We start from the raw sequence: 12420 nt of genomic DNA, 5'->3' as shown, positions 1-12420 counted from the left end.
GCGGCGCGCGCCCGTGGTTCAGCCGGCCTTGTGCGCCTGCGCGTCCAGCGCGAAGCAACGGTCCGGGCGCGGCTGCGGCGGATTGAAGTTGACCGGCACCTGGATGGTCCACGGTACTGCCTGGCCGTTGCGGGTGGCCGGCTTGAACGTCCAGCCGCGCACGGCCTCCTGCGCCGAGGCGTCCAGCTTGGCCTGGCCGCTGCCGGTGACCACGTCCACCTCGGTCGGTTTGCCCTGCACGCCGACCACCACCTTCAGCACCACCGTGCCGCCGAGCCCGGCGCAGGCCACGTCGATCGGGTAGTCCGGTGGCGGCGTCTTCACCGCGGCGACCTCGGTCGGCGGCTGGGCCACGGTGTGTGTCTGGGATTGCTGGGATTGGCCGCAGGCGCTGAGCAACACGGTGCTCAGGCAGGCCAGGGGGAGCAGACGGCGGGCGGTGGCGGTCATCGTGATCATTCCGGAAGGGCGGACGCCTTGGCGGCGCAGATGAAGTCGTTCTCGCTGAGGCCGCCGACGTCGTGGGTGGAATAGCGCACCACCACGCGGTCGTAGTGCACGCCCAGGTCGGGGTGGTGGTCCTCGCGGTGCGCGATCCAGGCCAGCGCGTTGACGAAGGCCAGGGTGCGGTAATAGTCGGGAAAGCGGAAGGTGCGGCTGATCGCAGTGCCGTTCTCCACGACTTCCCAGCCGGGCACCTGTGGCAGCAGTTCGGCGACGCGCGCCTGGGTCAGTTTGTACTCGCTGCCCTTGCAGGGCGAGCAATGGGCCTGGGCGAGGGGGATCAGGTCGTTCATGGAGGGTCTCTGCGGTGGAACGGACAGGGCCGATCAACATACCGCCCGCGATGAGCGCAGGGCGTGGAAGGGTCTAGAATACCCGCATGATCCAGATCTCAGACAACGCACAGGCCCATTTCCGCAAGCTGCTCGAACGCGAGGCCGTGCCCGGCATGGGCGTGCGCCTGAGCGCGGTCGATGCCGGCACCCCGCGCGCGGATGCGCGGCTGGAGTTCGCCGAGCCGGCGGACCTGGCCGGCGACGAATGGGCGATCGACTGCGCCGGCTTCACTCTGTACGTGGCGGCCGACAGCGTCGCCTGGCTCGACGGCGCCGAAATCGACTACGTCACCCAGGGCACCGGCCAGCAGCTCACCATCAAGGCGCCCAAGATCAAGGGCGAAGCGCCGGGCGAGGCGGCCTCGCTGGTGGAGCGGGTGCGCTGGGTGGTGGAAAACGAGGTCAATCCGCAACTGGCCCAGCACGGCGGCCGCGTGGCGGTGCAGGAAGTGTCCGCCGATGGCGTGGTGCTGCTGCGCTTCGGCGGCGGCTGCCACGGCTGCGGCATGGCCGACGTGACCCTGAAGCAGGGCATCGAGAAGACGCTGATGGGCCGCGTGCCCGGGGTGACCGCGGTACGCGACGCCACCGACCACGACAGCGGCAGCGCTCCCTACATTCCGCGCGATTCGGCCGCCTGACTCCCGCTGCCGGTGACGCGCGCCACCGACATCCTTGATGTGTTGTTGGCGCGCACGCCGCGCAAGCTGCTGCGCGACCGCCGCACCGGTCTGCCATACGCATGGGCGCACTGGATCGCGGCGCAACCCGCCGTGCCGCGGCCGTTCGCCGCCCCCGAGCTGATTGCGGCGATGCCGCCGGCGCAGCCGCCGGTGACCACGCGTCTGCCGGCCTTGCCACTGTGGCAGGCGTTCTGCCGCCTGTGGTGGCAGCACTGGGACCCGGCGCCGTACGACCAGCGCTGGTGGCGGCGCATCGCCGTGTTGCTCAGCCTGCTGCTGCATCTGCTGTTCGCGGTGTTCCTGCTGTGGGTGGCGTTCGTGCGCTGGCTGCCGCCGCGCGCCGACGCGGACCAAGCCGGACGCGTGCAGGTGGAATTCGTCGGCCGCGGCACGCCCGCCGAGAGCGGCGGCGGTGCGCCGGCCGAAGCGTCCGCGTCCGCGGATGCAGCGTCGCCGACCCCGCCGCATGCGCAGCGTGCCGCGTCTGCGCGCGCGCGCCCGACGCCGCCAGCCGCGGCAGCGCCTGCGCCGGCAGCGGCCGCAGCGCCGGCACCTGTTCCACCGGTGCCCGCGCCGACTACGGCCAGTGCGCCCCCGCCGCCGCCAGCGGAACAGCCGCTGCAGGTGACCGAAACGCCCACGCCCACCCGCGACTTCGTGCTGCCGCCGCCGCCGAGCGTGCGTGTGCCGGTCCCGACGCCGCGCGCGGTGGTGCCGCCCGACGTGCAGGTGCCGGTGCGCGAGGTCGAGGTGGTCACCGATGTGCCGACCGTGGCGCAGCTGCGGCCGCGCGACATCGCGGTGCCGCGCCCGGCCGCCCCGCAGGTGCAGGTGCGCGAACGCGAGGTGCCGGCCCCGTTGCCGCAGGTGCAGGTTCCGGCGCCACAGCTGCGCACGCCGGTGCCGACACCGGTGCTGCGCAGTGCCGAGGTGCCGCAGGTGCGTCAGATCGAAGTGCCGACGCCGAATGCCGCCACCGCGAGCGCACCCACGCCGGCACCGCCGGCTGCCCCGGCCGCCAGCCCGGACACCACGCCGGCGAGCGCGCCGACACCGCAGTCGGCGCCGGCCGCCGTTGCCGGCGCTGCGGCCAGTGCGACTGCCAAGCCGACCGCCGCTGCGGCCGGCACCGCACCGCCCGGTAGTCAGGCCGCAGCTTCTGGTAGTGGTCCTGCGCCGGTCGCCCGCGATGGCGGCTGGGCCACGCCGCAGCGCGGCGACGACTGGGGGGCGGCCGCCCGCAACCGCCCTGGCGATGCCGGTGCGGGCGCCAGCAAGGGCGGCGGCCTGTTCAATGCCGACGGCAGCGTGCGCCTGGCCGATGGCCGCGGCAACGACCAGGCGCCGGCGCGCAATGCGCCCGGCTCGGACACCGACACCTGGACGCGCGAGCGCATCGAAAAGGCCGGTGAGTGGCTCAAGCGTCCGCCGTACGACTACACGCCGACTTCGTTCGACAAGTACTGGCTGCCGAACGCGACGCTGCTGGAAGAGTGGGTGCGGCGCGGCATCAAGTCGGTGAAGATCCCGATTCCCGGCACCACCAGCAGCATTTCCTGCGTGATCTCGATCCTGCAGGTGGGCGGCGGCTGCAGCATCACCGATCCCAATCTCAACGAGCAGCCGGCCGGCGCACGGCCGCCGCCGAACGTCCCGTTCAAGCGCGAGTTGCAGGAAGACAACGGTAGTCGCTGAGTTGCGGGGTGCGGCTCGGCGTCACAAGAGGGCGCCGCACATCACCAGCTTTCAGCACATGCGAAGCGACGCGGCTGCACTGAGTGGGCCGCTTCAGCGGCACGGCTTTCAATTAGAGGGCTCATCGCCGCGGAAAGACAACTCCAAACGATCCGTCGCGCACGGCGTGCTGTCTCGTAGAAGCGGCTTCAGCCGCGACGGGCGTTCCCGATGAAGCCTGGTCGCGGCTGAAGCCGCTCCTGCGCGTGGCCCTCGCGTTGGATGGCGCCGGAGCGACAGATTGAGCGTGATGCGAACGGACATCCGGAGCGCACCGCGTGCGGCCGCGCCGCCGCTGCTCAGCGCACCATGGTACAGGCGACCACGCACGTCATGCGGTGTGCGTGGCTGCCTGCGCGTGCTGCGCTCAGTTCACGCCGTGCAAATCGCGCAACTGGCTGCTGCGCGAGCCGAAGTAGGCGGCCAGGTCGGCGATGTCCTGGTCGCTCAACTGCGCCGCCTGCGGGCTCATCAGCGGATGCGTGCGGGTGCCGCCGCGGTAGGCCTGCAGCGCGTGCGCGAGGTAGTCGCCGTATTGGCCGCCGAGCTTGGGATAGGTCGGGTCGATCGGCGCGTTGCCTTCGGCGCCGTGGCAGTCGATGCAGCTCTGCCCGGTGGCCTTGCCCTTGGCGTGGGCCAGTTTGTCGCCGGCCTCGATGCGCCCGCCGGGCAGGCCGGCGGAGGAGCCGGAGCCGTGCTCGCCGCTGGCATGGCCGGGGTCGCCGGCGGATTTGCTGGTGGATTCCACCTGCGATTGCGAACAGGCCCCCAGGCACAGGGCGGCAAGCAGGACGAGGGCGGGACGCAAGGCGTGCGCGGCGTTCGGCATGGGAGGCCTACTTGAGGGTGGACAGGAAAGCGGCGATGTCGGCGATCTCCTGGTCGGAGAAGCTTTCCGCCTGGGCCTGCATGGTCGGATGCTTGCGCTTGCCGAGCCGGTATTCGGTCAGCGCCTGGGTCAGGTACTGCGCCGACTGCCCGCCGATCTTGGGGATGCGGTAGCTGGGGTAGGCGTTCTTGTAGCCGGTGACGCCGTGGCAGCCCTGGCAGGTGTAGGTGAGCACCCGGCCGTTGGCGGCATTGCCCTGCACAGGGGCGGGCGCCGCGGCTGCGGCGGCGGCGGGAGCGGCGGGCGCCGGCGCGGTCTGCGCCATGGCCGGGGCGGCCCCAACAGAAACGAGTACGGCCAGAGCAAAACAAGCGGCTAGCGGCTGCGTGCGCATGGTTTCGTGGTCCGGAGGACGGATTGGGGTTCCGGCGTGGGGGAACACGGAACGGCCCGAGTATAGCCTCACCTTTCGCGGCTCCGAAACTGGCGGCGGTGGGCGACCCGTGACCTTTGGGGCATACGGCACGACGTTGTTTGGTGATCTACTTATCTACAACACCATTCACGCCATCCACCAAGGACACGACGATGACGCGACCGTTCGAGCGCCGCACTGCCACCTGCGCTGCCGCGCTGCTGGTCACCACCACGCTGCTGCTCGGCGGCTGCAAACCGGCCGCCGAGGCCAAGGCCAAGGCCGCCGACAGCGAAAAGGCGCCGGAGGCGGTGCCGGTGGAGGTGGCGGCGGCCAGTCGCCGTGCGGTGGCGGCCAGCTACAGCGGCACCGCGGCGCTGGAAGCGCGCGCCGAGTCGCAGGTGGTCGCCAAGACCTCCGGCGTGGCCCTGGCGGTGTTGGCCGAAGAAGGCCAGCAGGTGAGCGCCGGGCAGCCGCTGGTGCGGCTGGACCCGGACCGCGCGCGGCTGGCGCTGGCGCAGAGCGAGGCGCAACTGCGCAAGCTGGAGAACAACTACCGCCGCTCGCAGCAACTGGTGGGCCAGCAACTCGTCAGTGCCGCCGATGTCGACCAGATCAAGTACGACCTGGCCAACGTGCGCGCGCAACACCAGTTGGCCGCGCTGGAGCTGTCCTATGCCACGGTGGTGGCGCCGATCTCCGGGGTGATCGCCTCGCGCTCGATCAAGACCGGCAACTTCGTGCAGATCAACACGCCGATCTTCCGCATCGTCGACGACTCGCGCCTGGAGGCCACGCTCAACGTGCCCGAGCGCGAACTGGCCACGCTCAAGACCGGGCAGCCGGTGACCCTGCTGGCCGATGCGCTGCCGGGCAAGCAGTTCCGCGGCCGGGTCGACCGTATCGCGCCGGTGGTGGATGCCGGCAGCGGCACCTTCCGCGTGGTCTGCGCCTTCGACGAGGGCGCCGAAGCGCTGCAGCCGGGCATGTTCGGCCGCATCCGCATCGACTACGACCAGCGCACCGATGCGCTGGTGGTGCCGCGGCTGGCGCTGCTCGACGATGGCGAGCCGGCGGTGTTCCGCGTGGTCGCCGGTAAGGTCGCGCGGGTGCCGGTGACGCTGGGCTATGCCGAAGGGCCGTGGGTGGAGATCCGCCAGGGCCTGCAGGCCGGCGACCAGGTGGTCACTGCCGGCAAGGTCGCGCTGCGCGACGGTAGCCGCGTGCAGGTGATCGCGCCGCAACGCGAGGTCGCCGCTGCCGCACCGGCGACCGCTTCCGGAGCGCGCTGATGCACGGCGCCGGTCCTGACGCGCACGACGTCCCACCGCCAACTGCCGCTGCGCACGGCGGCGGCCTGGTCGAATTCGCCACCCGCCGCCGCGTGACCATCGCGATGATCACGCTGACCATGCTGCTGTTCGGCGCGATCGCGCTGCACGGGCTCAAGGTCAACCTGCTGCCGGACCTGAGTTATCCGACGCTGACCGTGCGCACCGAGTACGCCGGCGCCGCGCCCTCGGAGATCGAGACGCTGGTGACCGAGCCGGTGGAAGAAGCAGTCGGCGTGGTCAAGAACCTGCGCAAGCTCAAGTCGGTCTCGCGCACCGGACAAAGCGACGTGGTGCTGGAGTTCGCCTGGGGCACCAACATGGACCAGGCCAGCCTGGAGGTGCGCGACAAGATGGAGGCGCTGTCGCTGCCGCTGGAGGCCAAGGCGCCGGTGCTGCTGCGCTTCAATCCCTCCACCCAGCCGATCATGCGCCTGGTGCTGTCGAGCAAGACCGCCGCGCACACCGACGCCGAGGCGGTGCGCGCGCTGACCCAGTTGCGTCGCTACGCCGACGAGGACCTGAAGAAAAAGCTGGAGCCGGTGGCGGGCGTGGCCGCGGTCAAGGTCGGCGGCGGCCTGGAGGACGAGATCCAGGTGGATATCGACCAGCAGCGGCTGGCGCAGCTCAACATGCCGATCGACACGGTGATCGCGCGGCTCAAGGATGAGAACGTCAATCTCTCCGGCGGCCGCCTGGAGCAGGGCACGCAGCGCTATCTGGTGCGCACGGTCAACCAGTTCGCCGACCTGGACGAGATCCGCAACCTGTTGCTGACCACCCAGGGGGCCGGCGGCAACGCGGCCGACGCGGCCCTGCAGCAGATGTACGCGATCGCCGCCTCCACCGGCTCGGAAGCGGCGCTGGCCGCGGCGTCGGCGGCGCAGAGCGCGACCTCCAGCACGACCACCACCGTCGCCGGCGGCATGCCGATCCGGCTCAAGGACGTGGCGCAGGTGCGGCAGGGCTACAAGGAGCGCGAGGCGATCATCCGCCTGGGCGGCAAGGAGGCGGTGGAACTGGCCATCTACAAGGAGGGCGACGCCAACACTGTGGCCACCGCGGCGGCGCTGCGCAAGCGCCTGGAACAACTGCAGGCGCAGATTCCCGCCGACGCCGAACTGACCACGCTGGAGGACCAGTCGCGCTTCATCGAACACGCCATCGGCGACGTCAAGAAGGACGCGGTGATCGGCGGCCTGCTGGCGATCCTGATCATCTTCCTGTTCCTGCGCGATGGGTGGAGCACGTTCGTGATCGGGCTGTCGCTGCCGGTGTCGATCGTGACCACGTTCTTCTTCATGGATCGGCTCGGCCTGAGCCTCAACGTGATGTCGCTGGGCGGCCTGGCGCTGGCCACCGGCCTGGTGGTGGACGATTCGATCGTGGTGCTGGAAAGCATCGCCAAGGCGCGCGAGCGCGGTCTGAGCGTGCTCGATGCGGCGATCGTCGGTACCCGCGAGGTGGGCATGGCGGTGGTCGCCTCGACCCTGACCACGATCGCGGTGTTCCTGCCGTTGGTGTTCGTGGAGGGCGTGGCCGGGCAACTGTTCCGCGACCAGGCGTTGACCGTGGCGATCGCCATCGCGATCTCGCTGGTGGTGTCGATGACCCTGATCCCGATGCTCAGCTCGCTGAAGGGCCGTGCGCCGCTGGCGTTCCCGGTGGAACCGGCGCCGCCGCACTGGCAGCCGCGGCGCGGCTGGCTGAAGCCGCTGGCCTGGAGCCGGCGCGGCGCCGCTGCGGCGGTGCGTGGGGTGTTCTTCGGCGTGGCCTGGTTGGTCGTGCGGCTGTGGCGCGGTGCGGTGGCGGTGATCGCGCCGGTGATGCGCAAGGCCAGCGCCCTGGCGATGGCGCCGTACGCGCTGGCCGAACGCGGCTATCTGCGGCTGCTGCCCGGCGCGTTGGCGCGTCCCGGCTGGGTGCTGGGGCTGGCGGCGCTGGCCTTCGCCGCGACCCTGGCGGTGGCGCCGCTGCTGGGCGCCGACCTGATCCCGCAGCTGGCGCAGGACCGCTTCGAGATGACCGTGAAACTGCCGGCCGGCACGCCGCTGCGGCAGACCGACGCGCTGGTGCGCGAACTGCAGGAGGTCCACGGCAAGGACGCGGGCGTGCAGGCGCTGTACGGGGTCAGCGGCAGCGGCACCCGGCTCGACGCCAACCCCACAGAGAGCGGCGAGAACATCGGCAAGCTGACCATCGCCATGGCCGGCGGCGGCAGCGCGCAGTTCGAGGCGCAGCAGAGCGAGCGCATGCGCGCGACGATGCGCAACCACCCGGGCGTGCAGGTCGGTTTCAGCCGGCCGGAGCTGTTCAGTTTCTCCACGCCGCTGGAGATCGAACTGCGCGGCCAGGACCTGCAGACCATCCAGCACGCCGGGCAGAAGCTGGCGGCGCTGCTGCGCGGCAACGGCCGCTTCGCCGACGTCAAATCCACGGTGGAAGAAGGTTTCCCGGAGATCCAGATCCGCTTCGACCAAGAGCGTGCCGGTGCGCTGGGGCTGACCACGCGGCAGATTGCCGACGTGGTGGTGAAGAAGGTGCGCGGTGACGTCGCCACCCGCTACAGCTTCCGCGACCGCAAGATCGACGTGCTGGTGCGCGCGCAGCAGAGCGACCGCGCCAGTGTCGACAGCATCCGCCGGCTGATCGTCAATCCGGGCAGCAGCCGGCCGGTGACCCTGGATGCGGTCGCTGACGTGGTCGCTACCACCGGTCCCAGCGAGATCCACCGCGCCGACCAGATCCGCGTGGCCATCGTCTCGGCCAACCTGCGCGACATCGACCTGGGCACGGCGGTGCGCGAAGTGGGCGAGATGGTGGCGCGCGATCCGCTCGGCGCCGGCGTCGGCATGCACATCGGCGGGCAAGGAGAGGAACTGGCGCAGTCGGCGCGCTCGCTGCTGTTCGCGTTCGGCCTGGCGGTGTTCCTGGTGTACCTGGTGATGGCCTCGCAGTTCGAGTCGCTGCTGCATCCGTTCGTCATCCTGTTCACCATCCCGCTGGCGCTGGTCGGCGCGGTGCTGGCGCTGCTGCTGACCGGCAAGCCGGTGTCGGTGGTGGTGTTCATCGGCCTGATCCTGCTGGTGGGCCTGGTGACCAAGAACGCGATCATCCTGATCGACAAGGTCAACCAGTTGCGCGAGGAGGGCGTGGCAAAGCGTGCCGCGCTGATCGAAGGCGCACGCTCGCGGCTGCGGCCGATCGTGATGACCACGCTGTGCACGCTGTTCGGCTTCCTGCCGCTGGCGATCGCCAGCGGCGAGGGCGCCGAGGTGCGTGCGCCGATGGCGATCACGGTGATAGGCGGGCTGCTGGTGTCCACGTTGCTGACCCTGCTGGTGATCCCGGTGGTCTACGACCGCCTGGACCGCCGCGCCGACGCGTACTACGCCGAGCGCGGACGTCGCGCGCGGCAACGTGAAAACGGCGAGCAGCGCCTGCAGGACGGCGAGGGCGCACCGGCATGAGCGTCGCCGAATTCAGCATCCGCCGTCCGGTCACCACCATCATGTGCTTCGTGTCGCTGGTGGTGGTCGGGCTGATCGCCGCCTTCCGCCTGCCGCTGGAGGCCTTGCCGGACATCTCCGCGCCGTTCCTGTTCGTGCAGTTGCCGTACACCGGCTCGACCCCGGACGAGGTCGAGCGCAACCTGGTGCGGCCGACCGAGGAAGCGCTGGCGACGATGACCGGGATCAAGCGCATGCGCTCGACCGCCACCGCCGACGGCGCGAACATCTTCATCGAGTTCTCCGACTGGGACCGCGACATCGCCATCGCCGCCTCCGATGCGCGCGAACGCATCGACGCGATCCGCGCCGACCTGCCGACCGACCTGCGGCGCTACAACGTGTTCAAGTGGTCCAGCAGCGACCAGCCGGTGTTGAAAGTGCGCCTGGCCGGCGCGGCCGACCTGACCGGCGCGTACGACATGCTCGATCGCGAGTTCAAGCGTCGCCTGGAGCGCATTCCCGGAGTGGCCAAGGTGTCGGTGTCCGGGGCGCCGCCGAACGAGGTCGAGATCGCCATCGCCCCGGACCGGCTCAGCGCGCACAACCTCAGCCTCAACCAGCTCAGCGAGCGCCTGGGCAAGCTCAACTTCTCGCTGTCGGCCGGGCAGATCGACGACAACGGCCAGCGCCTGCGGGTGCAGCCGGTCGGCGAACTGCGCGACCTGCAGGAGCTGCGCGACCTGGTCATCGACGCCAAGGGCCTGCGCCTGGGCGACATCGCCGAGGTGCGGCTGAAGCCGACCCGGATGAGCTACGGCCGGCGCCTGGACGGGCGCCCGGCGGTGGGCCTGGACGTGTTCAAGGAGCGCAGCGCCAACCTGGTCGAGGTCTCGCGCGCGGTGCTGGCCGAGGTCGAGCAGATCCGCAAGCAGCCGGCGCTGAGCGACGTGCAGATCAAGGTCATCGACAACCAGGGCAAGGCGGTGACCTCGTCGCTGGCGGAACTGGCCGAAGCCGGCGCGGTCGGCCTGCTGCTGTCGGTGACGGTGCTGTTCTTCTTTCTGCGGCACTGGCCGTCGACCCTGATGGTGACCCTGGCGATCCCGATCTGCTTCGCGATCACCCTGGGTTTCATGTACTTCGCCGGGGTCACCCTCAACATCCTGACCATGATGGGCCTGCTGCTGGCGGTGGGCATGCTGGTGGACAACGCGGTAGTGGTGGTGGAGAGCATCTACCAGGAGCGCGAGCGCATGCCCGACCAGCCGCAGCGCGCCTCCATCGTCGGCACCCGCAACGTCGCCATCGCACTGTCTGCGGGCACCCTGTGCCATTGCATCGTGTTCCTGCCGAACCTGTTCGGCGAAACCAACAACATCAGCATCTTCATGTCGCAGATCGCCATCACCATCTCGGTGTCGCTGCTGGCGTCGTGGCTGGTGGCGGTGAGCCTGATCCCGATGCTGTCGGCGCGCATGCGCACCCCGGCGCTGCTGCATTCCCCGCATGGGCTGATCCCGCGCCTGCAGCGCCGCTACGCGCGGGTGCTGGCCTGGTCGCTGGCGCACCGCGGCTGGAGCGTCTGCGCGATCGTGCTGATCAGCGCGCTGAGCGTGATCCCGATGCTGCAGACCAAGAAGGACATGTTCGGCGGCGACGGCGGCGAGCAGGTCTTCATCGGCTATCAGTGGAAGGGCGCCTACACGCGCGAGCAGATGGCCGAGGAAGTGACCCGGCTCGAGCGCTTCATCGATGCGCGGCGCGCGCAGTACCACGTGACCCAGGTGTATTCCTGGTTCAGCGAGGAGGAGGGCAGCAGCACCACGCTGACGGTGGATCTGAAGCAGGTCCGCGACCTGCCGGCGCTGATGGAACGCATCCGCAAGGAACTGCCGCGTTCGGCGCGGGTGGACTTCCACGTCGGCAACAGCAACGGCGGCGATGGCGGCAACGGTGGCGGGCAGACCGTGCAGGTACAACTGGTCGGCGATTCCACCGAGGCGCTGCGCGCGCTCGCCGACGACGTGGTGCCGCTGCTGGCACGGCGCAAGGAACTGCGCGACGTGCGCGTGGACAGCGGTGACCGCAGCACCGAACTGGCGGTGCGGGTGGACCGCGAGCGCGCCGCCGCGTTCGGCTTCAGCGCCGAGCAGGTCGCCAGCTTCGTCGGCCTGGCGCTGCGCGGCGCGTCGCTGCGCGAGTTCCGCCACGGCGACAACGAGGTGCCGGTGTGGGTGCGTTTCGCCGGCGCCGAGCAGACCTCGCCGGAAGACCTGGACAGCTTCAACGTGCGCACCCAGGACGGGCGCAGCGTGCCCTTGCTGAGCCTGGTCGAGACGCAACCGCGCGCCGCCGCGACCCAGATCGCCCGCACGAATCGGCAGACCACGCTGACCATCACCGCCAACCTCGGCGCCAAGGTCACCGCGCCGGAGGCCAAGCAAGCGATCGAGGACACCCTCAAGGCGGTCGACTTCCCGGTCGGCTACCGCTACAGCTTCGACGGCGCGGACGGCCAGGACGACGATCAGGCCAGCCAGCAGATGCTGTTCAACCTGCTGATCGCACTGGTGATGATCTACGTGGTGATGGCCGCGATGTTCGAATCGCTGCTGTTCCCCGTGGCGATCATGAGCGGCGTGCTGTTCTCGGTGTTCGGCGTGTTCTGGCTGTTCTGGATCACCGGCACCAGCTTCGGGATCATGGCCTTCATCGGCATCCTGGTGCTGATGGGCGTGGTGGTGAACAACGGCATCGTGATGATCGAGCACATCAACAACCTGCGCCGGCGCGGCCTGGGTCGTACCGAGGCGCTGATCGAAGGCTCGCGCGAGCGCCTGCGCCCGATCATGATGACCATGGGCACGGCGATCCTGGCGATGGTGCCGATCTCGCTGACCACCACGCAGATGTTCGGCGACGGCCCGGCCTACTACCCGATGGCACGCGCCATCGCCGGCGGCCTGGCGTTCTCGACCGTGGTCAGCCTGCTGTTCCTGCCGACCATCTACGCGATCCTGGACGATCTGAGCAACGGCGTGGCGGGCTTGGTACGGCGCGCGCGTGGTATCGCCGCACCGCAAACCGCATGAGCTTTTCGTAGGAGCGGCTTCAGCCGCGACAGGCGTCCCAGGGAA

At 70.1% G+C, this 12420-nt stretch carries 9 protein-coding genes; 5 read left to right on the top strand and 4 right to left on the bottom strand.

Annotated features, from left to right (window positions below; translation table 11 throughout):
* Positions 1 to 18: 18 nt before the first annotated feature.
* Both AC1PLR_RS11200 and AC1PLR_RS11195 read right to left on the bottom strand, forming a co-directional pair.
* Positions 19 to 450: an energy transducer TonB gene (locus AC1PLR_RS11200; RefSeq protein ID WP_420009748.1), complete on the bottom strand. Its 432-nt coding sequence runs from the start codon at positions 448 to 450 to the stop codon at positions 19 to 21.
* Between the two features lie 5 nt (positions 451 to 455).
* On the bottom strand, positions 456 to 797 hold the full coding sequence (locus AC1PLR_RS11195; protein ID WP_010343877.1) for a 4a-hydroxytetrahydrobiopterin dehydratase: 342 nt from the start codon (positions 795 to 797) through the stop codon (positions 456 to 458).
* Between the two features lie 86 nt (positions 798 to 883).
* On the opposite strand from AC1PLR_RS11195, the gene AC1PLR_RS11190 reads away from it, so the two are divergent.
* A complete protein-coding gene (locus AC1PLR_RS11190) occupies positions 884 to 1480 on the top strand; it encodes an NfuA family Fe-S biogenesis protein (protein ID WP_019800223.1) in 597 nt (198 codons plus the stop codon).
* A 12-nt stretch (positions 1481 to 1492) separates the two neighbouring features.
* On the top strand, positions 1493 to 3217 hold the full coding sequence (locus tag AC1PLR_RS11185) for a transmembrane repetitive protein (RefSeq protein ID WP_481101018.1): 1725 nt from the start codon (positions 1493 to 1495) through the stop codon (positions 3215 to 3217).
* Between the two features lie 406 nt (positions 3218 to 3623).
* Here the strand turns inward: AC1PLR_RS11185 and AC1PLR_RS11180 are convergent, their stop codons facing one another.
* Both AC1PLR_RS11180 and AC1PLR_RS11175 read right to left on the bottom strand, forming a co-directional pair.
* Positions 3624 to 4085 (bottom strand): c-type cytochrome, encoded by a 462-nt coding sequence (locus tag AC1PLR_RS11180; protein WP_481101017.1) that lies wholly within the window; start codon positions 4083 to 4085, stop codon positions 3624 to 3626.
* A gap of 7 nt (positions 4086 to 4092) precedes the next feature.
* Positions 4093 to 4479, bottom strand: coding sequence for a c-type cytochrome (locus AC1PLR_RS11175; protein ID WP_481100692.1), 387 nt, complete (start codon positions 4477 to 4479; stop codon positions 4093 to 4095).
* A 194-nt stretch (positions 4480 to 4673) separates the two neighbouring features.
* Between AC1PLR_RS11175 and AC1PLR_RS11170 the strand changes: the two genes are divergently transcribed.
* From AC1PLR_RS11170 to AC1PLR_RS11160, 3 genes are read left to right on the top strand one after another with little or no spacing between them, the layout of a single operon-like run.
* Positions 4674 to 5792 carry an efflux RND transporter periplasmic adaptor subunit gene (locus AC1PLR_RS11170; RefSeq protein ID WP_481101016.1) on the top strand — a complete coding sequence of 373 codons (1119 nt, stop codon included), beginning with the start codon at positions 4674 to 4676 and terminating at the stop codon, positions 5790 to 5792.
* Positions 5792 to 9301, top strand: coding sequence for an efflux RND transporter permease subunit (locus AC1PLR_RS11165; protein ID WP_481101015.1), 3510 nt, complete (start codon positions 5792 to 5794; stop codon positions 9299 to 9301). Before AC1PLR_RS11170 ends, AC1PLR_RS11165 begins: the two co-directional genes overlap by 1 nt.
* Positions 9298 to 12375: an efflux RND transporter permease subunit gene (locus AC1PLR_RS11160; RefSeq protein ID WP_481101014.1), complete on the top strand. Its 3078-nt coding sequence runs from the start codon at positions 9298 to 9300 to the stop codon at positions 12373 to 12375. The genes AC1PLR_RS11165 and AC1PLR_RS11160 overlap by 4 nt, the downstream gene beginning before the upstream one ends.
* Positions 12376 to 12420 lie beyond the last annotated feature (45 nt).

This window comes from Xanthomonas sp. NCPPB 3570 (genome assembly GCF_056725115.1).
The sequence above is the reverse complement of the archived record's forward strand: the minus strand, read 5'-3'. Positions and strand labels throughout refer to the sequence as shown.

What these genes read in the sequence shown, in the direction of transcription:
- AC1PLR_RS11200 (WP_420009748.1), bottom strand. Translation starts at nt 450, where the DNA reads ATGACCGCCACCGCCCGCCGTCTGCTCCCCCTGGCCTGCCTGAGCACC.
- AC1PLR_RS11195 (WP_010343877.1), bottom strand. Translation starts at nt 797, where the DNA reads ATGAACGACCTGATCCCCCTCGCCCAGGCCCATTGCTCGCCCTGCAAG.
- AC1PLR_RS11190 (WP_019800223.1), top strand. Translation starts at nt 884, where the DNA reads ATGATCCAGATCTCAGACAACGCACAGGCCCATTTCCGCAAGCTGCTC.
- AC1PLR_RS11180 (WP_481101017.1), bottom strand. Translation starts at nt 4,085, where the DNA reads ATGCCGAACGCCGCGCACGCCTTGCGTCCCGCCCTCGTCCTGCTTGCC.
- AC1PLR_RS11175 (WP_481100692.1), bottom strand. Translation starts at nt 4,479, where the DNA reads ATGCGCACGCAGCCGCTAGCCGCTTGTTTTGCTCTGGCCGTACTCGTT.
- AC1PLR_RS11170 (WP_481101016.1), top strand. Translation starts at nt 4,674, where the DNA reads ATGACGCGACCGTTCGAGCGCCGCACTGCCACCTGCGCTGCCGCGCTG.
- AC1PLR_RS11165 (WP_481101015.1), top strand. Translation starts at nt 5,792, where the DNA reads ATGCACGGCGCCGGTCCTGACGCGCACGACGTCCCACCGCCAACTGCC.
- AC1PLR_RS11160 (WP_481101014.1), top strand. Translation starts at nt 9,298, where the DNA reads ATGAGCGTCGCCGAATTCAGCATCCGCCGTCCGGTCACCACCATCATG.